We start from the raw sequence: 22342 nt of genomic DNA on the forward strand, positions 1-22342 counted from the left end.
CGGGTTAAGCTGCGTTGGTGAGCGCGACCAAGCGATCGAGCTTCTGGCGTGCTTTGCCGGAATCGATCGATTCGGCGGCCACGGCCATGCCGTCTTTGATGGTGGCGGCGCGGCCGGCGACGTAAAGCGCCGCGCCGCTGTTCAGCAAGATCACATCGCGCGTCGGCCCTTTGACGCCGTCCAGCACGCTCAGCACGATGCCGGCGCTTTGTTGGGCGCTGCCGCCATTGAGATCGCTCAACGGGCAGCGTTTGAGGCCAAATTCCTCCGGCTCGATGGTGTACTCTTTGACGGCGCCGTCGCGCAACTCGGCAACCTTGGTCGGTCCACAGAGAGAAATCTCATCCAAGCCTTCCATACCGTGCACCGCCATGGCGCGCGCGCTGCCAAGATTTTTCAGCACGTGGGCGACCAGGGCGACCAGCTCACCGCTGTAGAGTCCCAACAATTGATGGGTCGCCGTCGCCGGATTGGTCAACGGTCCCAAAAGGTTGAACACAGTGCGAATGCCGATATCGCGGCGCGGCTGCACGGCGTATTTCATCGCCTCGTGGAGCAGCGGCGCAAACAAAAAGCCAATGCCGATTTCGGCAATGCATTGCTCGACGCGCTCGCGCGGCGCGTCGACTTTGACGCCCAATGCGCCCAAAACATCGGCGCTGCCCGATTGGCTCGACACCGAACGATTGCCATGCTTGGCGACGTCGACGCCGGCGCCGGCGACGACGAAAGCGGCAGTGGTGGAAATATTAAACGTGCCCTTCTGATCGCCGCCCGTGCCGCAGGTATCGAGCACGGTTTTGCCGCCGACCTTGACCCGATGCGCTTTGGCGCGCATCACTTTGGCGGCGCCGGTAATCTCATCGACGGTTTCGCCCTTCATTCGCAAGGCGGTGAGAAACGACGCCACCTGCAACGGCGTTGCCTCGCCGGTCATGATCTGGTTCATGACATCGGTGGTTTCGGCCTCGGAAAGGTTGCGCCGATTGACCAGGTTTTCGATCGCTTCACGGATGTTCATAGCGGGGTGACCCAAGTTCCAAGCTCAAACGCCGGATCGGTCGTTGCAAGTTGTTGCAAGTGGAACTCTTAACTCTGCACGGGTTCATTTTGCCGTCGCGAAAGCTTCGGCGAAGTTCTCCTTGGTCTTTAGGCTTTCGCGCATTTTTTCCGCCTCTTCTTTGGAGCCGTATTTACCGACATTCACGCGGTACCAAAGCTTGCCCTTGTAGCGCACTTCGGTGAAGTAGGCGTTGTAGCCCTTATTCTTGAGCCGATCAACTACTTGCTTGGCCGACAGTTCGTCGGGATAGGCGTTGACTTGCACGCGCCAGCTCTTGCCGGCGTCCTTGCCTTCATTCTCCTCCGCCTTTGGCGAGTCGACGGGTGGCGTCTTCTCAATGGCTTTCTCTGCAGCTTTGGCGGCCAGCGTTTCTTTGGCCGGCGCCTTCTTTTCTTTGGTTTCCGCCTTTGCCGCAGCCTTGGGCTCCTTTGTCTCTTTGACCTCTTTGGTTTCTTTGGTCTCCTTGGCCTTGGCTTCGATGAGCGGCTGGGCTGCGGCGGTCTTGGTGTCACTTTCGTAGACGGTCTCTTCCTTCGGCGCGGCGACCGCTGGGGCGGCCGGAGCTGGCGCCGACGGTTTCACGGGTAGCTTGATCAGCGGTTCCTCGACCCGCAACATTTTGCGCGCTTCGATGCTCTTACCGACATACATGCCGAGAAAAAAGATCGCCGCCGAAGCCAGAGTGAAAGCACCACCCAGCAAGATCATCTGACTGCGACTGTAGTAAAACCGCTTGTCGCGTTCTTTGCGATTCTCTGCCATAGGCTTGTCCCTCTCCGCGTCTCGCTAACGTCAGCGCAGCGCCGACAGCGGCCCCGCCGCTGCCAAGCAATGGACCCTTCGGCGCCGCTGCCACGACTGCACCGGGAATCTCGTCCGTGAGTGATTTTCGATGATTAGCAAGTAGCGCAGCATTCGCTCACAAGGCTGGGCAGCGCGAAACTAACCCGCTTCACCCGTGAGAAACGTCAGCAAATACTGAAATTAATGAGAATTTTATAAAGGCTTCCGGGCCTCAAATCAACCGGCGCAGCAGCTAGTGGGATCGCAACAGCGCTTCATTTGCGCGCCATTTGCTCAAAGCGATCTTCGAGCTCGCCCAACGACGCCGCCAAAGCGTTGCCGGAATGTTCCACTGTCGTGCGCAGGTCGCGTTCGAGCCGGTCCATGCGCGCCGTCAGCTCAACTGTGGTGGCGTCATTTTTATCATGCAGCTTGCCCAGCTCCGCTTCTAGGAAAGTACGCAGCTGGCTAAACCGCGAGGCTTCGGCTTGGTCGGCCAGTTCGCGCTGCGCCTGCAACTGGCGCGCGTGACGGCGCCCTTCGAACATGACCGAAGATTGCAGATAGACGATGTAGATCAGAAACAGCAGCGTCAGTGCCGCGAACATGCCGAGCAAGATCAGACCGAGCGGTGCTTCAACGGCCGCAAACCCCAGCGACAGCGGCGTCGGCTGCATCACCGCGCTCCAATTGAGCGCGGCAAAGCCGGCCAGCAAAGCCAATAGCAAAACAATCAGCAACGTCCGCAGATACATGGTAGTCGGGTCGGTTCACAATCCGCGACTGAACGCTTCCCGCCTCGCTCCAAGCGCGGTTAGGGGACTCAGACGCCGCGCTTCTGCCCGGTTATGATGTCGTAGACGTTGCAAGCGATGCCGGTCGCTTCGTAGCCATCGGTGCCGGTCGCCTGGGCGATCGAAAACATTTGATAGGCCAGCGCGACAAACGGCATCGGCACTTCCATTTCGCGCGCCATGTCGAGGCCAAAGCCGACGTCCTTGGGCATCCACGACTTGCGCGGTTTGAACTTGCGGCTGGCAACTATTTCCATGATCCGGTCAATCGCCACAGAGTCCTGCTGGGAATTTTTCAAGATAGTGCGAAACGTCTCCTCGGTGAGCCCGCCCTTTTTCAGCCAGGAGCAGATCTCCGCCAGGCTCAAGTGCTGCACCGCTGCGAACATCGCCATGGCATTCTTCACCAACTTGGCGTTGCCGAGCTCGCCAACATGTAGGATTTTATTGCCCATGGCTTTAAACACGGGTTGCTGCTCATCGAACACCGACTTCGGTCCCGACAGCCAGAGTGACAAGGTGCCCGCCGCCGCCGCCTCTTCGACACCGCCGGCGGAACCATCGACCACGGTCCAACCTTTTTTGCTCAGCTCACCGCTAACGCCGACGATGGTTTTCTTGTCGATGCTGCTGAAATCGATCCAGGTTTTGGCGCCGCTCGCCGCTTCGTGCAAGCCGCCCTTGCCCAAACCGACGGCGCGCACCGCTTCATTGTAGGGCAGCATCGACAGCACCAACTCGCAGGACTCGGCCACCGCCTTGGGCGAATCTTTGAACTGCGCCCCTTGCCCTTCCAGCCCTTTGGCCTGCTCGCGGCGCAAATCGTTTACGACCAGACTGAAGCCCGCCTTGATCAAATTCGCCGCCATGCCGCTGCCCATGCCGCCCGTGCCGATAAATCCGAGTGTCTTCATGCTGCCTCCTTTAGGAAATTGCAGAGTCAATCCACCAATCGCACGCCGTTCGGCCACACGACCAAGACAACCGTATCGCCGATCGCACGCGGCGTATGCACCGATTTGGGATCTAGAAATACCAAATCGCCGCTTTCGAAAGTGCCGGTTTCATCGGCGATTTTTCCTTTGAGCACGAGGTAAAACTCGCCGCCAAGATGCTCGTGCTTCAGAAAAGCTTCCGGCGACGCATCGGCGCGCACGCGATAGAGCACCATCTCACGGCTTCGCGAGCGCACCAGCCGCGCCATCGACAAGCCATTGCCGAAGTCGCGCCACTGCAGGTTGTCCAAAGCTGCCTCGTTGAGCTCAAGACGCAAGATGTCATTGAGCGAGCGACGCAGTGCTGTTGTCGATGGCCCGTCCACGGGGCCTAGATATCACGAGCGTGGGACGAACTAAAGTATGTTATCAGTCGAAGGGTTCCGAAGCATTTTTTTCAGCAGCTCTCTATGCATCAGTCATTTAGCCGCGTTGACTCTTCTGAAAAAGCCGGATTTTTCCAACGCCTCGACAAACGAATTATCGTAGAAATCCTTCGGCAGCGCTTTCACCGCCTGGGGGTATTCCCTGTCGTCAAGGTAATTCAACCAATTGGTCAACTGTTCAGGGCGTAGCGCCAACTCGGCCACCCATTAAGGAGCGTAGAAGTTATAGGTATCGTCGATGATTTTTGAGTCTTCCGTCTGGGTAACCCAAGTCGGCGCGCAGCGGTTAAATTCTCCGCGCGCCTCCACATTTCGGTTTTCGCCCGCTAACGCGCCACGGGTCGCTTGTAACGGCAACAGCACGGATTTATAAATCAGCCTGCGAAAGGACCGATCATGAGCTACAAAGACGTCCGCGGGTGGATCGAAAAAGTACAGGCGATGGGCGAGTTGCAAGTCGTCGAAGGCGCCGACTGGAATCTCGAGATTGGCACACTCTGCGTGCTCGCTTCCAAGCACAAAGAGAACAGCCCGGCGCTCCTGTTCGACAAGATCAAGGACTACCCTGCGGGCTATCGCATTCTCGTCGGCTTTTTCGAAAGCTTGAAGCGTTCCGCGCTGACGCTGAATTTACCCGGGGATATCACCCGCGAGCGATTCATTCGCGCCTGCCGCGATCGGCTCGCCAAACAGCCGGCGATTCCGCCCGTGACCGTGAAATCAGGACCGATATTGGAGAATATCTTCACCGGCGATGACATCGATTTATTCAAGTTTCCCGTGCCCTTTTGGCACGAGCAGGACGGCGGGCGTTACCTCGGCACCGGCCATGCAGTGATCACCCGAGACCCAGACGATGGCTGGGTCAACGTCGGCTGCTATCGCGTCATGGTGCACGATAGAAACTCGATGGGCATGAATATCTCCCCCGGCAAACATGGCCGCATGCATCGGCAGAAGTACTTCGACCGCGGCCAACCCTGTCCCGTGGTCATCTGCTTTGGTATCGATCCGCTCCTGCACATGATCGCGACGCGGCCGGAGCCCTACGGCAAGTGCGAATACGACGCCGTCGGCGGCATCAAGGGCGAGCCGATGGAAGTGATTAACGGTGAATACACCGGCTTGCCGATTCCCGCCTACGCGGAAATTGCCATCGAGGGTGAGTTTCTGCCGGACCAAGGTAAAGAAGAAGGGCCTTTCAGTGAGTGGACAGGCTACTACGCCAGCGGCGAAAAGCTCGAGCCGCTCATCAAAGCGCACCGGCTCTACCACCGCAACGACCCGATCATCACGGCGTCGCCTGAGTATCGCCCGACCGCGCGCGCCGAGCATTGCTACGAATTACTCCGCGCCGCCTATATTCATGACCAAGTCGAAAAAGCCGGCGTGCCGGATATCAAAGCGGTGGCAAGTTACTTTCGCCGTTTCATGACCGTGCTGGCGATCCGCCAGCGCTACCCCGGCCACGCGCGCCAAGCCGGGCTGGTCGCGAGCCAATGTCAAGGCGCCGCTTACCTCGGCCGCTACGTCGTCGTAGTCGACGACGATATCGACGCCTACGACATTAACGATGTCCTCTGGGCCATGTGCAGCCGCGCCGACCCAGTGGACGCCGCGGAAATTCTCCGCCGCTGCTGGAGCGGCCCCCTCGATCCGATCATTCCGCGCGAGCGCAAGGGCTTCAGCTCGCGCATGATCATCGACGCCTGCCGGCCCTTTGAGTGGCGCGATAAGTTCCCGCCCGCGGCCTACATTACTCCCGAGCGCCAGCAAGCGGTGCTGCAGAAATGGCAGAAACAACTGTTTAGCTAGCTTCTCAACCTTTCTCCCAAGGCGAGCGTCTAAAGGAAAGGAAGGATGCGATCATGAAAACAAACCGAACTTGGCTTTTAACGCCGTTGTTGACCCTCGCCTTGTACGGATTGGCGGTTTCGGCGGAATCGGCGGCCACCAAGACCGCACCGGCTCCATCCTCCGAGACCAAAGAGGCGCCCCGAAAAACCAAAAAACCGACGGCGCTGAGATTTCGCGGTCAGATCACTGCCCTCGACGCTAAGACCGGGACACTATCCGTCAAGAGCGATGTCAGCGAAAAGAATTTTTCAACCCAAGATTCGGCCAAAGAATCGATCGCCAGGATGACCGTCGGCGACCGCGTGAAGGTCACCTACACCGACAAAGAAGGCAAGCTTTTCGCCAGCTCGGTGCGCCGGCTAAAAGTGAAAAACGCCAATACTACCACCAAGAATAACCAGACCGAGACCAAATCCGATAAAGAAGCCACCGCGCCAAGCAAAACTCCGACAAAGGACACCAAGGCAGCCGCCAAGTAGCTGGCGGTCGCTCGCAGTCAGCGGCGGCTCGCCATTCACTTCGTTTTTTGGGCCAAAAAAAAAGAAGGCCCGGATCTTTCGACCCGGGCCTGCCAGCCTTCCGAGGGTGTCGGACCCTGTTGCAAGTGTGAAGGCTGACGCGTTACCGGTTTAGCGGCGTGTTAATTTGCCGCCTCCGGAAGCTGTTGAATTTTCTTTGCACGATTGGCGTAGGCACGCAGTCCGATCAGACCCAAGCCTATCAGAATCATCGCGCTCGGCTCTGGCGTCTGCGGCGGATTACGGGTCGGACCGATGTCCGCGGTCAGGTTGCGAATCTTAAAGTATTCGTCAGCATCGCTGTTGCTATGGTCGGCGCCAATGATTAGGTACTGACCGCTGTAATCGCACGTGTTGATGGACGCAGTTCGATTCGCTTCAGAACCGGAGTTTCCCGACGTGCACTGCGCGAAGCCGTTGGTTGCCAGATTGGCATACGAGAGACCGGTGAAGTCGGCGAAGGACTTCCCGTTACCGCCGATCCAAACGTCAATGTCCGTGTCGCCGTTGAAGCACAAAAAGAGAAAACAATTGTAGGGAATCGAATCGAGGAACGCGCTGACCGGAATGAAGTTGGTGCCGGAGAACTGAAAAACAATGAGATCGTCCTTGCCGCTATTGTCAACCGCATGCTGCGGCGCGGAGAGATTTTCTACGCCCAAACCCGCGCCCGAAAATAGACCGAGATGGCCGGCCTGAAAGAGCCCGGTGCCATTGTTGTTAGCAGTTTGAAAAGCTCGCACCGTGACCGTTTCGCCTCCTGCCGTGAAAGTTCTCTCAGTGCTGTTGCCAGAACAAGTCGTCGCTGCGACGGTACATCTGAAATCCCACGTGATCGCCTCCGTATCCGTCGGTGCCGTTATCGCCATAGTCGTTGCAAAGGCGGCCGCCCACATTGTCAATCTGCCGAGTCTCCTCAGGTTAAACATTTGCCTTTTTCTCCTCCTAAATTTTTTCTCTCGGTGTGTGCCGCGCGATGTGAATCGACACATTGAGCAACGGCCATGCCAGCGCCAGCGCGACGCGGCATCCGCTCACCGAGCGGGAGAAAATATCCAATGGGCGTCAGGAGATACCGCAGGTACCCAGCTAACTTGGTGCTGTCACCTTGCGAATCGGCAACATCGATGAAGTTGCGGAGATAGCGCCCGAAGATCTCGATAGCTCGCTGTCAAGTCGGTATCTACTCAAGTGGTTGTCAGCCGGCGATCGATCGAACGACTTAGCAAAAACGGAGTTCCCCGTCTATCGAAGGAAGTCTTTGGGAATAACTACTGCTAGGCAGAAATGAACCTAAGGAAGATTCTCGTCGCTGTACTGCGCCAAGTTGCATGAGTGACCCTCCGGGATGTTGTGTTTTCATAATCGGGCATTTCACGGTTGAAGTCCAGAAGTTGCGACAAAAATGCATTAACTTTTTACAGCGAGCAGGTTTAGGCGTACCCGCGGTAGATGCCATCGAACTTGGCGATCTTAAAACGCACCATATGCGCCGCCGCCCCGCGCACCAATTGCTTCTGATGCTCGGTGTTGGCGTGCTTGGCGATGACGTCACTGGCCATTTGGGTATGTTCCTGATCGGCGACGGCGTGCACGGTGAAAAATTGAATCTGCTTATCGGTCAAGCCGTAGTGCTTGCGCAGCGCGTCGATATGCTCCTCGGAGTAGCGGCACACCATGGTCTCGTTGACCAAGGCCGAGGCGCGGTTCTCGGAAGCCGAGCCCAGCAACATGCCATGAATCGTTTTGCTGGTATGCGCCAGACACTCGAAGATCGGCGTCGCCTTGTCGAAATCGGCTTCTTCGAGGCCGATGGCAAGGCCGAATTTCTTGGCTAAATCCGGGTGGTACTGCTCTTCGTTCAGTTGATAAAGAAAATATTTAAACAGATCGGGATCGTGACCGTTCTTGACCATGCACAGGGCAAACCCTTTGAGCAGCGCGTGGTTGTGCAAGTAATGTTGCAACGACCAGCCTTGCAGGACTTTGAGCGACAGCTTGCCCGCCCGCAGCTGGGTGAAATAGGGCAGCTCCATCAATTTGTCGACGCCCGGTTGTATAATCTCTTTGATCACGGAATCAACGAATGCCTGTGTCGCCACAACCGGTTCCCTTCCCTCTATTTTCTTTCTCTCAGCACTTCATCGATGAGTGCATAGTCCATCACCTTGGCCGCCGGCACCTGCGTCGGGATCAGCTGCGCCGCAAAGGCTTGGTCGTAAATGTCTTGCAATTCTTTGATCGGAATTTTGCCATCCGCAGTCAGCCCGTTTTGCCATAGCCGATAGGAGTCCTCGGCGACCTTCGCGGTAATTTTCCATTTGTTCTGAATGTAGTTGACCATCCAATTTTTTTCGCGGCGGTTGAACTCCATCGCTTCCAGCGTCGCGCGCAGCACGGCTTTGACCCCGGCCGGATCCTTTTTCAACTTGGTTTCATGGGCGGCAATACCACCGGAGGCCGAGCGCAGATTAAACTCGGGCGCGCTGGCGACCTCGCGATAACCTTTTTGCACCATCACGACATTGTGCGGCAAGGACAACACCGCGGCGGCCACGTTGCCGCCCGCGAGGGCTTGCACGTTGTTCGACACCGAGCCGGTTTGAATATAGGTGACTTGATCCGGGTTGACGCCTTTGCGTTTGATCAGATCGCGAGCGACGATGTCTTGCAACGTTGCCAAGCGGTCGACCGCGACGGTCTTGCCGACAAGATCTTCGACGCGGCGAATGTCAGGGTTGCCGATAATCCAGAACAAAGTCCGATCATGGGTGACGAAGATGCCTTTGAAAGGCAGACCGCGCGCAGCCGCCACCAAGGGCCCGGTGATGCCGGTGAGAAAATCAATCTCGCCCGCAATGAGCGCGGAAGTCTGCACCGCGCCGGAGAGCTGAACCATTTCGACGTCGAGCCCATGCTTCTTATAAATGCCAGCGTCCTTAGCAACGAAGAACGTCAAAAAGGTCAGGCTGAAAGCCGGGTAGCCCATGCGCACTTTTTTTAGCTCTTGGGCGTGGCTGACAGAGAGCGATAGCACCAGGCTGATGACTACTAGCACTAAGCGACGCGGCACGTTGACTCCTTGCCAGAAAAAGGCCGGAAGCCACTCACCAAGAAACCCAGGAAGTTCGAAGGTTATCGTTACTCGATCCGCTTAACTTCGTGAATCTTCGTGAATCACTTCGAGGTGAGTGACTTTTCTGCGGGACCTGTTGGTATTTATTGTTCACTGAAAAATTTTTCGAAACTCTTTACGCTTCTCCGCCATCTGATTGGCGTCGGGCTCGTCCATCTCGACGAAATTGATTTTGTCGGCATCGGCTAGCGGCGGAAAAATACCCTTGCGTGTGACGAATTCACCGAACTTGGCCATCACCTTCAAACTTTCGTCGCTGTAAAAATAATCGAGAAACGCCTTGGCCGCATTGGGCCGGGCGGCGCGGCTGCTCATGGTGATCGCATGGCCATGGCTCAACATCTTATCTTGGCGCACGTAGTCGAGCGGCGCGCCTTTTTGGCCGAAGCTGATAACATATTTCAAATAGGTGATTGCGATCGGCGTTTCGCCGCTGGTCACCCGTTCCGCCGCCGGCAATACACCTTCGACGATCACCGGCTTGGTCGCGCCAAGATCACGCAAGAACTTCTCGGCCCGATCCTTGCCCATCAGTTTGTACAAACTCATCGGCCACATCACCGCCACCGCGCCGCGCGACGGATCGGGAAAGGCGACCTTGCCGCGATACTCTGGCTTTAGTAGGTCCTCCAGCGTTCTCGGCGCTCTATCGGGAGTGACAATGCTCTTGTTGTAGACGATGCCAACCACCGACGTGCGGTAGCTCGGCCCTAGTAGCGGATGCTGCTGATCGGCGGGAAAGTTTTTCGCCATCGGCGAATCATATTTCGCCAGCGCTCCTTCGGCGAGCAAGATCTCCATCGGCCCGGCATTGTTCAACACCAGATCGTAGTTGACCTTGTTGGCCTTCTTTTCGCTCGAGGCCCGTTCGAGCACCGTGGCGCCCGCCGCGCGCCAATAGTCGACTTTGATGCCGGTTTTCTTCTCGAAGCCTTGCTGGATGCCTTCGAATATATCGGTCTCCATGGAACCGTAGACGACGACTTTGCCTTCTTTCTTTCCCTCGGCGACAAGCCTGGCGTCCTGGCCGAAAGCCGTTGTCACGAAAACTAACAGAAGAACTGGCATCGACGTGCGCATCAAGCGCGCCCCATTTCCGCTTTCCGCTTTCATAATTCCGCGTTTGTTTCCTACGCTCCTAGCTCGACCGAGGTCACAAACGGCAGGCCGCTTGCCACCGTGCGCGCGCCGCCGTCGTCGACGTAGAGCAATGTTCCATCCGAGGTGCCGGCGATCATACCCTTGCCGTCGGGAGATTCGCACAGATGCATGACCCCGCCATTTAAATTATCGACCACCGTGTCCCAGGTTCTTCCCTTGTCGCTGCTGCGCAGGATCGCCGACATGGCGCCTTCTTCGCGAATCCAGAGATTTGGCCTCCCGCGTGCCGCGCCGACGTAGACCGTGCCGTCTTTATCTTCCGCCACCGAAATACCGTAGTCGTGCTGCTTGGGCGAGATATTTTCCCAATGGCCGGCGCGATCCGGACTGTGAAAACAGGCCTCGCCGCAGGCGAGAAACACATTGCCGCTATGCTGCCTCGAAGCGAGGATCTCGTGGATGTCCATGTCGGTGAGTCCTTCGTTGCACGGCTCCCAACCACGGCCGCCGTCGTCGCTTAGCACCATGCCGCCGACTTCAATGCCGGCGTAGAGGCGATTCTTGTTGCCGGGCTCGTAGGCGAGATAGCGCGTGCGCGATTGCAATTCTGGACTGGGCGGAAAGTTCGCGCCGGCGCTGTGCAAGCGCACGCCTTCGAGCTCTTCCCAGCCGCCGTTTTTGCTGCGCCACACCGCCGACGGAATCGTACCGACCATCACTCCGCCATTTAACGCCAACGCAGAGTAAAGAAACATCTTGGGAACTTGCGGATCGGCGCGCAGCCAATGGGCGCCAGCATCCTTGGTGTAGAACAGCCCCGAGTGCTCGGTGCCGGCGTAAATCGTTTTTGGATCCGCTTCATCCACCGACATACAGGTAAGCGTCCAGTAAGACAGGTCGCGCTTGGTCTGGGTGAACTCTTTGCCTTTTTGCTCGAAGCGATACCAGCCGGAAAATGTCGCGACATGGAGTGCTTTCTTGCCGTTTGTTTCGCTCATGGGAATCTCCTTTGGCAATGCGCCGAGAGAAATTTGACACAGTTCTAACGCGACTGGGGTAGGGTTGGCAAATGCAAGCTAGACATGGGGCAACAGGCACGAGGCAACAGTTCGAAACAAAAACGGATCCGGTACAACGCTCAGAGGTAGACGAACTACTGCCGAAACGCCCGCGGGCAAAATCAGCGCGGCCGTTGGCCGCCTTGGAGCAGGCCATCAACGTAGAGAATCGCTTCATCGATGCAGAGTTGAAAGCGGCGCGTGCTCGACGGATCGGCCCGTACGCTGCCGCGCGCCGCTCTCAATAGATCGAGGATCTCTTCCGACGCCAGCGCCACGCTGCCGTCGAGCGCGGATTGCCAGACTTCCTCCACCGGATCGTTTAGGGCTTCGGCAATAAAGCCCAGCGTTTCGGGCTCGCGCCTCTCCCAAGCGATGCGCACGAGAAACGCGCGGCACTCGGCGTCGTCTTCGCGGCGATAAACACCGATCAAAGCCGGCAACAGCTCGTCAGCGAATTCCAACAAAGCACCGAGCGCCGCGTCGTCATCGCCAGCGCGAAATAGGTCCAAGGCGCTGAGAATGCGTTCTTCCATGGTAATTAACGTTGCCAAATACTGATCAACTCTTGCGAGTCGACAACATCCGCGAATTTCTCGATCCGTTTCAACGCCGCATTGTGCCCCTCTTCAGTGTAAGTGCCCACGCAGTCGCGCACAACCACCATCAGGTGGCCGCGATTGTGGCCGTCGCGCACGGTCATCTCGACACCGCCGTCGGTGGTGCAGCCGATCATCACGACCGTAGTCGCAACTACATTGTGCATAATGGTTTCAAACTCGTTGCCGACGAACATGCTCGGCCGGCGTTTGTCGATGACAATATCATCCGGCGCCGGCTTGAACGGCTCCATGATTTCCCAGTTTTTGCTGCCTCTCAGTCTGCGCGGCTTCAACTTACTCGGGTGATCGACTTTTTCATTGATCATCGCTCGGCGAATCCACGTCACCGCTTCTTCTTTCCAAAGAAACGGCGTCTGGCGCGTGTAGACGGTTTTGATGCCGGCGTTGGCAGCGGCCGCAATCAAGGGCGGCGCGTTGCGGATCAGCGCATCTTTGTTGAAAGAGCCGCCGGCTTGGTCGTTCTGCATGTCCCAGACCAGCAAAACCGTGCGGCGGGGATCAGCGATCTCTCTTAACTCCGTGGGGATTTGGCGGCCTTCAAATTCCAGCATAGGTTTGCTCACTTTTCCTAACTGTCGCAGTTCTACAGGTGACCGGCGAACTTTTGCAAGCGCGGCTCATCCGGCAATCGTGCCTGAATCTTAATGCGGCTCAGCGTGCTGTGGCAATCCGCACCGGCGTGCTGACGCCGAGAAATGCCTGATAGTTGATCGTTACGGGCGCAATGTCCGGCAACCATCTTGCGATGGCAGACAAGCTCGATGAGGCTGCCCAGAGTCCTAAGAATCATGAGCGCGTTTGCTGCGCTTCTTTTTAGTCCCATCGTCGCAGGCGCCACCCAACTCACCTTCGAGCAGATTCGCTCGGGCGGCGTGGTTTATTCGGCGTTTAACGACGGCGTGGTGCCGCAGGACTACGGCGACCGCGTCACTGGGCTGACCCAGAATGTTCCAGGCGGCGTTTTCACCTACGGCAACTTGGGCGAGGGCTTTACCCCCAACATAGAAATAAGTTATGGGCCCTACCCGGAATCGGCCAGCGTGTGGTGGGACACCTTCGGCGATTTGAGCCATGTTCTGTGGAACAACGTCAGAGCCTCGTTTCAGATCACGCTGGTTGCCGATCCAGGTTATCTTGCACAACTACACGGTTTCGATCTTGCGGGATGGCCCAACTCTGATTACAGCATTGGCGGAATTGAGATCCTCGACGGCAACGGGAGTCTACTCTTCTCACAGGCCAACGTTCACGTCGAAGGCGACCTCAACGGGCCGCGCCACAGCCATTTTGAATTTGCCGAGCTACGCGCCGAGACGTTGCTTATTCACATCGACGCGACCAACTTGTACTCTTATTACTTAAACATTGGCTTCGACAACCTCCGCTTCAGTCAGCTTCGCGCCGGACCTAACCCCGCACCGGAGCGCACGCCTGAGCCCAACGCAGCAATACTCTTCTCCGTGGCTTTGCTTGTCGCGAAATTCGGCCGGCGGCGAAGAAGCTAATTCGTCTCTTTTCGAAATCCCACACCCCATTTCCGTTCTTGCAGTGGTGCGTTGTCTGTGCGATAGGAAACCCATCCTAAAATCGCGAGGCAACTCATGGCATTCACGGCAAAACCGGTGGAAAATCTTTTGCGCGCCAAATCGGTCGCAATTATCGGCGCATCGCAGCGCGGCGCCTGGCCGCTGGGCATTTATCGCAATCTCAAAGGCGCGCAATATCCCGGCGGGGTTTATCTCATCAACCCCAATTATCAAGAACTCTACGGTGACAAATGTTATCCGAATCTTGCCGCCTGCCCTGAAGTTCCCGATGAATTGTTGATCCTGATTCCCACCCGCGCCGTGCAAGGCGTGCTCGAAGAAGCCGCCAAGTTAGGCACGCGCTCGGCGACGATCTACACCGCCGGCTTCGGTGAAGGCGACGATGCCAAAGGCAGAGAGCGAGCGCAGCAGATGCGCGAGCTGTGCGACAAAACCGGCATGGTGATCTGCGGCCCCAACTGCATGGGTTCCTACTCTGTCGGCGAAGGACTCTGGACTTTTCCTACGGTCACACCATTGCTCAAGAAAGGCCCCGTCGGCTTGATCTTTCAGAGCGGCGGCTCGCTGGGCAACTGGATCAAAGGCGCCACCGAGCGTGGCATCGGTTTTACCTACGCGATCTCCAGCGGCAACGAAGTCAGCTTGGACCTCGTCGACTATCTCTCGTTCCTCGTCGATGATCCCGACACCAAAATGATCACGCTGATGATCGAAGGCATACGCCGCCCGGCTGAATTCATGGAAGTTGCCGAGCGAGCATTGCAAAAAGGCAAACCGATTCTCGCCGTCAAGCTCGGCCGCTCGGAGATGGGCAAGCGTCAGGCAATCTCGCACACCGGCTCGCTCGCCGGCGCCAACGAAGTGTTCGACGCCATGAGCAAACGCTACGGCATTGTCGTCTGCCCAACGCTGGAAGACATGACCGAGATCACGCTGGCGTTCATGCTCGGACGTTTCCCCAAAGGCAGCCGCGCCGCCATTGTCGTCAACTCCGGCGGCATGAAAGGTTTGATCTGCGACCACTGCGACGAGCTGAATACCAACTTGGCGCAATTGAGCGACGCCACCAAAGAAGCGGTGCGGCCGTTGATTCCGCCGGAGTTGGCAGTGGAGAATCCGTTGGAATGCGGTGTCGCCGGCTTCGGCGATGAAGCGGGCTTCATCAACATCGTAAAGTTGCACGCAGCGGACAACGGCGTTGATCTGATGGCGATCCACGGCGAGCTGCCGCGCGGCCAGACGCGCAGCGCCGATCTTTTCAAAAGCGTTCTCGAAGCGACCGACAAACCGGTGCTCGCCTTCGGCCGCTCGACCTACAGCTGCACCGACGAAAGCCGAGCGTTTCAAGAAGATGCCAAGATGCCCTTCCTCCAAGCGATCAAGCCAACGCTGCGCGCGTTAGCAGGCTTAGGCTTGTACGGCGAGCGCAAGCTCGCCGGCGTGCCAAAGCTCCCCGCAGCGAACGGCAACGTCGCCGATCTGGCCGGGGAGGGCATCAACAAGCTGCTGCAAAGCAAAGCCATTGGTCTGCCCAAACAGAAAGTGGTCAATGCTCCGGGTGACGCGGCGGCAATGGCGAAAGAAATCGGCTTTCCAGTGGCGCTAAAACTAATCGCTGCCGAGCTCGTGCACAAGACCGAAGCCGGCGGCGTAGTCTTGGGCCTCAAGAGCGAAGCGGACGTCCGCGCCGAAGGCGAAGAGCTCTTGGCGAAAGTTCCCAACGACAGAGGACAACTTCTAGTTCAGGAAATGGTCCAAGGCCCCGAAGTGCTGATCGGCGCCCGCACCGACCCACAATACGGACCATTCTTGATGGTCGGCCTGGGCGGCATCTTCGTCGAAGTCCTAAAAGATGTATCGATTCGCTTGCTCCCCGTCGACGAGAAAGAAGCGCGCGCCATGCTCAAAGAACTGCGCGGCTACAAAGTCCTCGAAGGCGTGCGCGGCCAAGCGCCGCGCGATGTCGACGCGTTGGTTAAAGCGATGGTCGGCCTGTCGCAAATCTTCGCCGCCCATCGCAACACGCTTTCAGACATCGAGATCAACCCGATCATGGTGCGCGAGCAGGGCAAAGGTGTGGCGGCGGTGGATGTGCGCTTGGTGCGAATGTAGCGATTGGCATAGCCGCAAAAAACTCAAAAAAGCAACTCGGAGTAGGGGCGCGATTTATCGCGCCCGCCGAAAATATGGCCAGGGGGCAATCGATGCGAAGAGCAGCGATGGCAGCAATTGCGGCATCTGGATTGGCGCTGACGGCCGCTACTGCCGAAGAGACGCCTACCCGGCAGTACGCGCCCGCGGACAGCACATTCTCAATCATCGCCGTGGAGAAGGACACGGGCCTGCTCGGCCTCGGCGTGCAGTCCAAGGCGCTGTCGATCGGCAACCGGGTGGTCACCGGCAAAGGCGGCGTTGCGATTGTCGCGCATCAGTCGTCCTCCAACCCGATGTACGGCAAGCTCGTCATCGACGGCATCGAGCGCGGCATGACGCCGCAGCAGGCGCTCGAGTTCGCGCTGCGCGCCGACAAGGAGCCCGACCGCCGCCAGGTCGCCGTCATCGACATCCAGGGCCGCAGCGCCGCGTGGTCGAGCAAGACGATCCCCGACTGGACCGGCCACAAGTGCACGCCGACCTACTGCGTGCAGGGCAACACGCTGGCCAATGGCAACGTGATCGAGGAGATGGGCAAGGCTTTCGAGGCCGCCAAGGGTCCCTTGGCAGAGCGCCTTTTGGCTGCCCTTGATGCCGGCCAGGTTGCAGGCGGCGACCGCCGTGGCATGCAGGGCGCGATGCTCAAGATCGTCAAGCCACTGGTGCGCGCCGACTACGACGACACGCTGCTCGACATCCGCGTCGACGACCACAAGCAGCCGCTGGTCGAGCTGCGTCGCATCCTGGGTGTCACGCGTGGCTTCGAAATGATTGGCCGGATCGGCCCGCTGATCGAGAAGAACGATCTCACCGGCGCCATGGCGCTCGCCGAGAGCGCACTCAAGGCCTCGCCCGAGGACGATTTGGCGCTGGTGGCCATGGCCGACATCAGCCTGCGCCAGGGCAACAAGGCGGCGGCATTGAAAGCGCTCGAGCGCGCCATCGCCTCCAACCCCGCGCAGAAGGGCCAGTTAAAGCGCAACAAATCCTTTGCCGCGCTCTATGACGACGCCGAGTTCCAGCGCCGCACCAAGTGACTTGAATCCACGACTCTCCACTCACCAGGATCCAAATCCCCTCGACGGCATCGCTGGCCCTTCCTAAAACGGGCGACCACAGAGGGGTCGCCCCTACATCACTTGAATGACGCTAGCGAGTCACGAGCCGATTCGGCAACTCATCTTTATCATCGGCTTGACGCGGGAAGTGCGCCGAGAGAATCTCGCCGCAGCGCTCGATCGCCTTGCAGAAAGCATCGCAGGCCTGGCCGCTCTTGATGCCCGCGGTAAGGATGTGGACGATTTCATCCCAAGTGCCGGCGGCGACTTTTTGGTTGATGCCGCGGTCGGCGAGGATTTCGACACGGTGTTCAAGCAGGGAGACGAGAATTAAGATACCGGTGTGCTCGCGGGTGAAGTGCAGCCCCTGTTCAGTAAACGCGGCGAGCGAGAGCATGTGCACGGCTTCGCTCGATCGCACCCGCGAGATGACCATGCGCTTGACCCAGCCGGTGCGGCCGATGAGAAAGCCTAACAACGCACCCAACACCGGCCACAACTGGAAGTAGTGCGATTCCCAAGGGTCGCCCCAGAACCATTCGATGACCATGCCGAGGAAAAGCCCGCAGACAAGGCCCAGCAGCTCGACCTCGGTGTAGCGCGCCGAGGCGGTCGTGATCATCGGCACAATTTCCCCGGCAGTCTTCCCTTCCGCGGCGACGACCGCTTGGCGAATGCGCTCTTTCTCTGGTTCGGTGAAGAACGTTTCTGCTTTCATGATCATCACCAGCTGTCAGAGGAGCCACCGCCACCAAAGCTACCGCCACCGCCGCTAAAGCTATCGCCGCCACCGCCACCGCCAAAACCACCTCCGCCGCCCCAACCCGACGGACCGCCAAAGATGATCGGCCCACCGCCGTAGCGCCGGCCGCGTGTCGACCAGACATTGCTCCGTTGGCGATTGCGTGCCGCGGCCACTGCGAAAATGGCAAAGACCGCAAAACAGATCGCCAGCATCACCAAGAAATTGATATCCGAACTCTGCTTTGCCGGTTGCCGTCGCGCCCCTTCTGGCAGTGGTTCTTTGCGCAGGACCTTCTGCACCGCGTCGATGCCAGCGACGATGCCGCCACCGTAATCGCCGCCACGGAAGCGCGGCACGATAAAGCTACTGGTGATCCGTTTGGCGATGGCATCGGGCAGCACGCCTTCGAGGCCGTAGCCCACTTCCAAACGCAAGCGGCGATCTTTGACGGCGACGACCAGAATGGCGCCGTTGTCGAAACCCTTTCTGCCGATCTTCCAATTTTCCGCGACGCGAATGCTGAAGCCTTCGATATCTTCGCCATCGAGCGTCGGCACTGTCAGCACGGCCACTTGATGGCCAGTGTCGCGCTCCAGTTGCGCAAGTTGAGATTCCAACGATTGCACTTGGCCCGCGCTCATGACGCCGGCGTAATCGTTGACCCTTCCGCGCAGCGCCGGCACGTCGAGCGCGTGCGCCCATGCCGCCGCCAAAACGAGAAAAAGGAAGGCCAGCGAAACGAATCGATGCTGGTTCAGCATCATACCGCCCGGCCTTCCCGTTTCTCGAAAACTATGAGTGCCAGTTGCGAGCGTAAACTAACCGTGCCTTAGAACTTCACCGGTGGCGGCTTCTGTGCTCCTTCGTCGGCACTGAAGTTTTCGCGCACCTTCATGCCGAGCAGGTATTGGGCGGTGAGGTTGGTTGGGAAAAAGCGCACCTTCTTATTGAATTCCGCAACGGTCTTTGTATAGCGGCCGCGCGCCACCGCAATGCGGTTTTCCGTGCCTTCGAGCTGCACCTGAAGATCGCGAAAGGCTTGCGTCGCTTTCAAATCGGGATACTGCTCGGCGACTACCAGCAGCCGCGACAGCGCGCCGGAGAGGTTGCGCTGCGCATCTTCGAACTTCTTGAACATTCCCGGGTCGCTCAACGCCTGGGCGTCGAGCTTCACTGAGGTTGCCTGGCTGCGCGCTTCGATCACCTTTTGCAATGTGTCCTGCTCGAACTTGCCGGCGCCTTTGACCGTTTCAACCAAGTTGGGAATCAAATCGGCACGACGTTGGTATTGATTCTGGACTTCCGACCACGCGCCCTTCACTTCCTCGTCGAGGCCCTGCAGTTCGTTGTAACCGCAGCCCGAAATCAGAAACAAACCCAGCACCACAGCCAAAGTCGACAATGAAATAATTCTCATGGAACCTCCCCCCCGCTTGTAAGCTTTCCCCTTCTATCCCACTCACTCTTGGCATGTAAAGCAAGCATTGGGAATAATTTGGCAAGAGAACCCGCGTAGAAAGGCGCAACCCCGGCGCTATCAAGGGTCATTGATTGCCGGTCAACCAGTTTGTGTTGCCGAACAGCATTGCCAGCCGCTCGCGCACCGCGATTGGCAGCGCCGGCCGACACAGCGACTCGACATTGGCTTTGAGATGCGCTGGATTGCCGGTGCCAGTCAAGACCACATCGACACCCGGCTCATGCCGGCAGAAACGATAGGCCGCGTCCTGGACCGAAACCGCACCGCCCTCTTGGATGACAAAGTCGAGCGGATCGTCGGGATTGATCGCATCCTTGGCGAGCGCGCCTTTCTCGATCAGTTCACCACAAAGTTTTTTCAGCCGCTCCGGCTGGCTCAGCGCGCGGCGCAAAGCATAGCTGATCAACGTGCCTACGCCGTTTGTCTTCGTCAGCGGGAAAACATTGTCGCGCGCGCAGGGATTCAAAAGATTGAACCCCACCATGACTACGTCCCATACCCCGTCGCGCACAGCGCGCTCGGCCATGGCGTGCGTCGAATCTTGGACAAACCGCTCGGTGATGCCGACAAAGCGAATTTTTCCCTCGTCGCGCAGCTTGAGCATGGTCGGTAGATGGCGGTTTAGCGCGTTCTCATAATCCTTCGGCTCGGCGCCATGCACGTGATAGACGTCGACATAGTCCGTGCCGAGGGTTTTCAAGCTCTGCTCGACGGCGCGGCGAATTTCCCCCGCGGGATCGGGGTGATCTTCGGTCCCAAGATTTTTCTTGGTGGGAATAACCACACCATCGCGGCGCACACCGGCGATTGCCTTGCCGACCACACCTTCGGTGCCGTACCACTCGGCGGTGTCGAAAAAATTGATGCCGAGATCGAGCGCGCCGCGCACATGGGCAATCACATAGCTTTCCGGATTGCTCTGATCCTTCAGCCCGGCCAAGCCCAACCGGCTCGGGCCGCCGCAGCCGAGCCCTGCGACGCTGACTTTAAGGCCGGTGCGGCCAAGGGTGGTGTATTGCATAGGTTCTTTTGCGCTTTTTGCGTCTTTTGCGGCCAACTCTCCTGCTTCAATTACTTCAGCCCTTCCCCCACCTTCCGTGCAAAGCTGAAATCGAAGATCCGCTCAGGCGCAACCTGCGGTGGCGGCTTAGCCCGCTGGGCGGCGGTGTTGATCATTTCGCGTTGCAGCTTCTCGTCGACGGTGCCGGATGCAAGGTAACCTTGCGTCGCCGCATCGAGGGCACGCTCGGCGAAGCGCTCGCGTTCCTTACCGAGCTCGACGCAATTGCGCTTGGTCAAAACTTCGACGCCGTATTTCCTGTCGCTCTTGAGCAAGCGGACCGCCCGCAGTGTGGCGCGAACGACTTTGGTCACGACTTCCGGTTTTTCGTTCAAGACGGTTTTGCTCGTAACCAGCCCACCCTGAACGGCGCGATAATAGTCTCCACCTGCGGCGATTTTTCTGAACCCCTCGTCTAGGGCGAGAAACGTGTTGGGAATTTGCAGCATCACCGATCCACGGGCACCGAGCCGCACTGCTCCACGCGAGACCCGCTCGGCGCGATATAGGCCATGCAAGCGGAGCGCCGTTCAAAGCTCCCGTCGCCGAAGAACAGCGAGTTCATCGCACAACCCCAATTGCCGAACCAGGAACATTCTTTTAAGTGCTCGGCATCCTGCGGAATCGCCGCGGTGTCGCGCGGATGGCCGGTCGGTCCGAAGGAACAGCCGGCGGTCAACGCGCAAAACATGAGAGCCGCCATCTGCGCGCAGCTGCACCACTGCCAAAACCCGTTGAAACAACGCGACGCCACAGAGGGTTTTATAGAACCTTCATCACGGAGCGTCAAATTACGACGGCAACACTGCCATTGACGCTGGCGCGAATGATTTGCTAGAGGTCATACAGTTTCGACGACAAAGGAGGATTGGCCATGAGTTTCACGTTGGAATCGTTTTCCGCGGAATGTCATCGCATTCTCGAACAAGATGGCGGGCGCACCGGCAGAGAGAAAGTGCGCGACTTGGTGCGGCAAGCACTCAAAGACGAGCAGTTCATCAAAACCTATATCAACGACAACACGCCCGACCGCAACGTCATCTACGAAGATGCCGAGCTCGGCTTCTGCGTCTGCGCCCATGTCAATCGCGAAGCTAAAGAAGCCAACCCGCACGACCACGGCCCATCATGGGCGATTTACGGTCAGGCGTTCGGCGAAACTGTGATGAGCGACTGGGAAGTTTTGGAACAGGCCGCCGAAGGCAAGCCTGGCAGAGTAAAGCGCGGCAACGTTTACACGCTCAAGCCCGGCATGGCGCATATCTATCACGAAGGCGACGTGCACTCATCCAGACGGGATCAGCCGACGGGCCTGCTGCGCATCGAAGGCAAGAATACCGCCAAGCTCAAACGCTATCCGTACAAGGCGATCTAAGAATTCGCTCACCTCAGAATGCTTCGACGGACTCGGCATGAACGCTTGTTTCCCGAATTTAACTCCGATTCCGTTCGTCCCTTCGGCGAGCTCAGGGCAGGCTCTGAGTTCGTCGAAGGACTCCGAATAGTTTTTCCAGCAGACTTATGAAAGGCCGACGCGCTGCGGTTCTGACGCAGCCCTCTCCTATTCTTTACTAAACTTTTTCGTATTGATCACCGCGCGCCAGTGCGTGCCGTGGCCGATCTGCGTGCCGCTGTCGTTCTTCGCTGTGACCGCGTAACGAATCTTGTTGCCCTTTACCTCTAGAAGCTCCGCCGTAATCGTCACGCTCTGGCCGATCTTAGTCGCAGCGGTGTGATAAACGTCGACGTGGATGCCGACGGTTTGCTCGTTCTCATCGAGAAACGGTTCGGTCAAACGCACGCACGTGCCTTCCATCAAGCCGATCATCGCCGGCGTCGAAAAAACGTCCGACTGCAGCTGGGTCGCGCGCATGCGCTCGCCGGTTTCGTAGGTTTGCGTCCGGGTGAGTCCCGGCATTAGCGATTCGGTTTTCATGAGTTTGTCCGTCCAACCATGCGGGCTCGTGTCCCATTTGATACTGAA

Annotated in this window: 26 protein-coding genes; 6 read left to right on the forward strand and 20 right to left on the reverse strand. The window is 58.1% G+C overall.

Annotated features, from left to right (window positions below):
- Nucleotides 1-4 precede the first annotated feature (4 nt).
- From trpD to FJ145_12180, 5 genes are all read right to left on the reverse strand, one after another.
- A complete protein-coding gene (trpD, locus tag FJ145_12160; protein ID MBM4262169.1) occupies nucleotides 5-1021 on the reverse strand; it encodes an anthranilate phosphoribosyltransferase in 1017 nt (338 codons plus the stop codon).
- An 84-nt stretch (nucleotides 1022-1105) separates the two neighbouring features.
- A complete protein-coding gene (locus tag FJ145_12165) occupies nucleotides 1106-1825 on the reverse strand; it encodes a hypothetical protein (protein ID MBM4262170.1) in 720 nt (239 codons plus the stop codon).
- Nucleotides 1826-2121: 296 nt separating this feature from the next.
- Nucleotides 2122-2601 carry a LapA family protein gene (locus FJ145_12170; GenBank protein MBM4262171.1) on the reverse strand — a complete coding sequence of 160 codons (480 nt, stop codon included), beginning with the start codon at nucleotides 2599-2601 and terminating at the stop codon, nucleotides 2122-2124.
- 68 nt (nucleotides 2602-2669) lie between these two features.
- Nucleotides 2670-3554, reverse strand: coding sequence for an NAD(P)-dependent oxidoreductase (locus FJ145_12175; GenBank protein ID MBM4262172.1), 885 nt, complete (start codon nucleotides 3552-3554; stop codon nucleotides 2670-2672).
- 26 nt (nucleotides 3555-3580) lie between these two features.
- Nucleotides 3581-3886, reverse strand: coding sequence for a hypothetical protein (locus tag FJ145_12180; protein MBM4262173.1), 306 nt, complete (start codon nucleotides 3884-3886; stop codon nucleotides 3581-3583).
- A gap of 531 nt (nucleotides 3887-4417) precedes the next feature.
- Here FJ145_12180 and FJ145_12185 point away from each other — a divergent pair.
- Both FJ145_12185 and FJ145_12190 read left to right on the forward strand, forming a co-directional pair.
- Nucleotides 4418-5836 carry a UbiD family decarboxylase gene (locus tag FJ145_12185; GenBank protein ID MBM4262174.1) on the forward strand — a complete coding sequence of 473 codons (1419 nt, stop codon included), beginning with the start codon at nucleotides 4418-4420 and terminating at the stop codon, nucleotides 5834-5836.
- 53 nt (nucleotides 5837-5889) lie between these two features.
- Nucleotides 5890-6357, forward strand: coding sequence for a hypothetical protein (locus tag FJ145_12190; protein ID MBM4262175.1), 468 nt, complete (start codon nucleotides 5890-5892; stop codon nucleotides 6355-6357).
- A 161-nt stretch (nucleotides 6358-6518) separates the two neighbouring features.
- Here the strand turns inward: FJ145_12190 and FJ145_12195 are convergent, their stop codons facing one another.
- From FJ145_12195 to FJ145_12230, 8 genes are all read right to left on the reverse strand, one after another.
- Nucleotides 6519-7388, reverse strand: a complete 870-nt coding sequence (locus FJ145_12195; protein MBM4262176.1) for a PEP-CTERM sorting domain-containing protein — start codon at nucleotides 7386-7388, stop codon at nucleotides 6519-6521.
- Between the two features lie 441 nt (nucleotides 7389-7829).
- Nucleotides 7830-8498 (reverse strand): hypothetical protein, encoded by a 669-nt coding sequence (locus tag FJ145_12200; GenBank protein ID MBM4262177.1) that lies wholly within the window; start codon nucleotides 8496-8498, stop codon nucleotides 7830-7832.
- Between the two features lie 17 nt (nucleotides 8499-8515).
- On the reverse strand, nucleotides 8516-9469 hold the full coding sequence (locus tag FJ145_12205) for an ABC transporter substrate-binding protein (protein MBM4262178.1): 954 nt from the start codon (nucleotides 9467-9469) through the stop codon (nucleotides 8516-8518).
- 153 nt (nucleotides 9470-9622) lie between these two features.
- The gene (locus FJ145_12210) at nucleotides 9623-10645 is read right to left on the reverse strand and encodes an extracellular solute-binding protein (protein ID MBM4262179.1); all 1023 of its coding nucleotides are present in this window, start codon (nucleotides 10643-10645) and stop codon (nucleotides 9623-9625) included.
- A 17-nt stretch (nucleotides 10646-10662) separates the two neighbouring features.
- Entirely contained in the window at nucleotides 10663-11631 is a 969-nt protein-coding gene (locus FJ145_12215) for a hypothetical protein (protein ID MBM4262180.1), read from the reverse strand.
- 182 nt (nucleotides 11632-11813) lie between these two features.
- Nucleotides 11814-12245 (reverse strand): hypothetical protein, encoded by a 432-nt coding sequence (locus FJ145_12220; protein ID MBM4262181.1) that lies wholly within the window; start codon nucleotides 12243-12245, stop codon nucleotides 11814-11816.
- Nucleotides 12233-12865, reverse strand: coding sequence for a cysteine hydrolase (locus FJ145_12225; protein MBM4262182.1), 633 nt, complete (start codon nucleotides 12863-12865; stop codon nucleotides 12233-12235). The genes FJ145_12220 and FJ145_12225 overlap by 13 nt, the downstream gene beginning before the upstream one ends.
- Nucleotides 12866-12897: 32 nt before the next feature.
- Nucleotides 12898-13104: a hypothetical protein gene (locus FJ145_12230; GenBank protein MBM4262183.1), complete on the reverse strand. Its 207-nt coding sequence runs from the start codon at nucleotides 13102-13104 to the stop codon at nucleotides 12898-12900.
- Between FJ145_12230 and FJ145_12235 the strand changes: the two genes are divergently transcribed.
- The 3 genes from FJ145_12235 to FJ145_12245 all read left to right on the forward strand — a co-directional run bounded on the left by FJ145_12235 (nucleotide 13103) and on the right by FJ145_12245 (nucleotide 17052).
- Nucleotides 13103-13819, forward strand: coding sequence for a hypothetical protein (locus FJ145_12235; GenBank protein MBM4262184.1), 717 nt, complete (start codon nucleotides 13103-13105; stop codon nucleotides 13817-13819). The two genes, FJ145_12230 and FJ145_12235, sit on opposite strands and share 2 nt — an antisense overlap.
- 96 nt (nucleotides 13820-13915) lie before the next feature.
- A complete protein-coding gene (locus tag FJ145_12240; GenBank protein MBM4262185.1) occupies nucleotides 13916-15973 on the forward strand; it encodes an acetate--CoA ligase family protein in 2058 nt (685 codons plus the stop codon).
- Between the two features lie 74 nt (nucleotides 15974-16047).
- Nucleotides 16048-17052 (forward strand): DUF1028 domain-containing protein, encoded by a 1005-nt coding sequence (locus FJ145_12245; GenBank protein MBM4262186.1) that lies wholly within the window; start codon nucleotides 16048-16050, stop codon nucleotides 17050-17052.
- A gap of 112 nt (nucleotides 17053-17164) precedes the next feature.
- Here the strand turns inward: FJ145_12245 and FJ145_12250 are convergent, their stop codons facing one another.
- From FJ145_12250 to FJ145_12275, 6 genes are all read right to left on the reverse strand, one after another.
- Complete coding sequence (locus FJ145_12250) at nucleotides 17165-17791, reverse strand: hypothetical protein (GenBank protein ID MBM4262187.1); 627 nt, start codon at nucleotides 17789-17791, stop codon at nucleotides 17165-17167.
- Nucleotides 17792-17796: 5 nt separating this feature from the next.
- Nucleotides 17797-18579 (reverse strand): YgcG family protein, encoded by a 783-nt coding sequence (locus FJ145_12255; GenBank protein ID MBM4262188.1) that lies wholly within the window; start codon nucleotides 18577-18579, stop codon nucleotides 17797-17799.
- A 68-nt stretch (nucleotides 18580-18647) separates the two neighbouring features.
- Complete coding sequence (locus FJ145_12260) at nucleotides 18648-19235, reverse strand: LemA family protein (GenBank protein ID MBM4262189.1); 588 nt, start codon at nucleotides 19233-19235, stop codon at nucleotides 18648-18650.
- Between the two features lie 127 nt (nucleotides 19236-19362).
- Complete coding sequence (locus tag FJ145_12265) at nucleotides 19363-20319, reverse strand: aldo/keto reductase (GenBank protein ID MBM4262190.1); 957 nt, start codon at nucleotides 20317-20319, stop codon at nucleotides 19363-19365.
- Nucleotides 20320-20369: 50 nt separating this feature from the next.
- The gene (locus FJ145_12270; GenBank protein MBM4262191.1) at nucleotides 20370-20807 is read right to left on the reverse strand and encodes a hypothetical protein; all 438 of its coding nucleotides are present in this window, start codon (nucleotides 20805-20807) and stop codon (nucleotides 20370-20372) included.
- Complete coding sequence (locus FJ145_12275) at nucleotides 20807-21049, reverse strand: hypothetical protein (GenBank protein ID MBM4262192.1); 243 nt, start codon at nucleotides 21047-21049, stop codon at nucleotides 20807-20809. The genes FJ145_12270 and FJ145_12275 overlap by 1 nt, the downstream gene beginning before the upstream one ends.
- A 183-nt stretch (nucleotides 21050-21232) precedes the next feature.
- On the opposite strand from FJ145_12275, the gene FJ145_12280 reads away from it, so the two are divergent.
- A complete protein-coding gene (locus tag FJ145_12280; GenBank protein MBM4262193.1) occupies nucleotides 21233-21733 on the forward strand; it encodes a hypothetical protein in 501 nt (166 codons plus the stop codon).
- 186 nt (nucleotides 21734-21919) lie between these two features.
- Here FJ145_12280 and FJ145_12285 read toward each other — a convergent pair whose 3' ends face one another.
- The gene (locus FJ145_12285) at nucleotides 21920-22294 is read right to left on the reverse strand and encodes a hypothetical protein (GenBank protein MBM4262194.1); all 375 of its coding nucleotides are present in this window, start codon (nucleotides 22292-22294) and stop codon (nucleotides 21920-21922) included.
- Between the last annotated feature and the right edge of the window lie 48 nt (nucleotides 22295-22342).

Source organism: Deltaproteobacteria bacterium, from assembly GCA_016874755.1.
Lineage (GTDB): Bacteria > Desulfobacterota > Binatia > UBA9968 > UBA9968 > DP-20.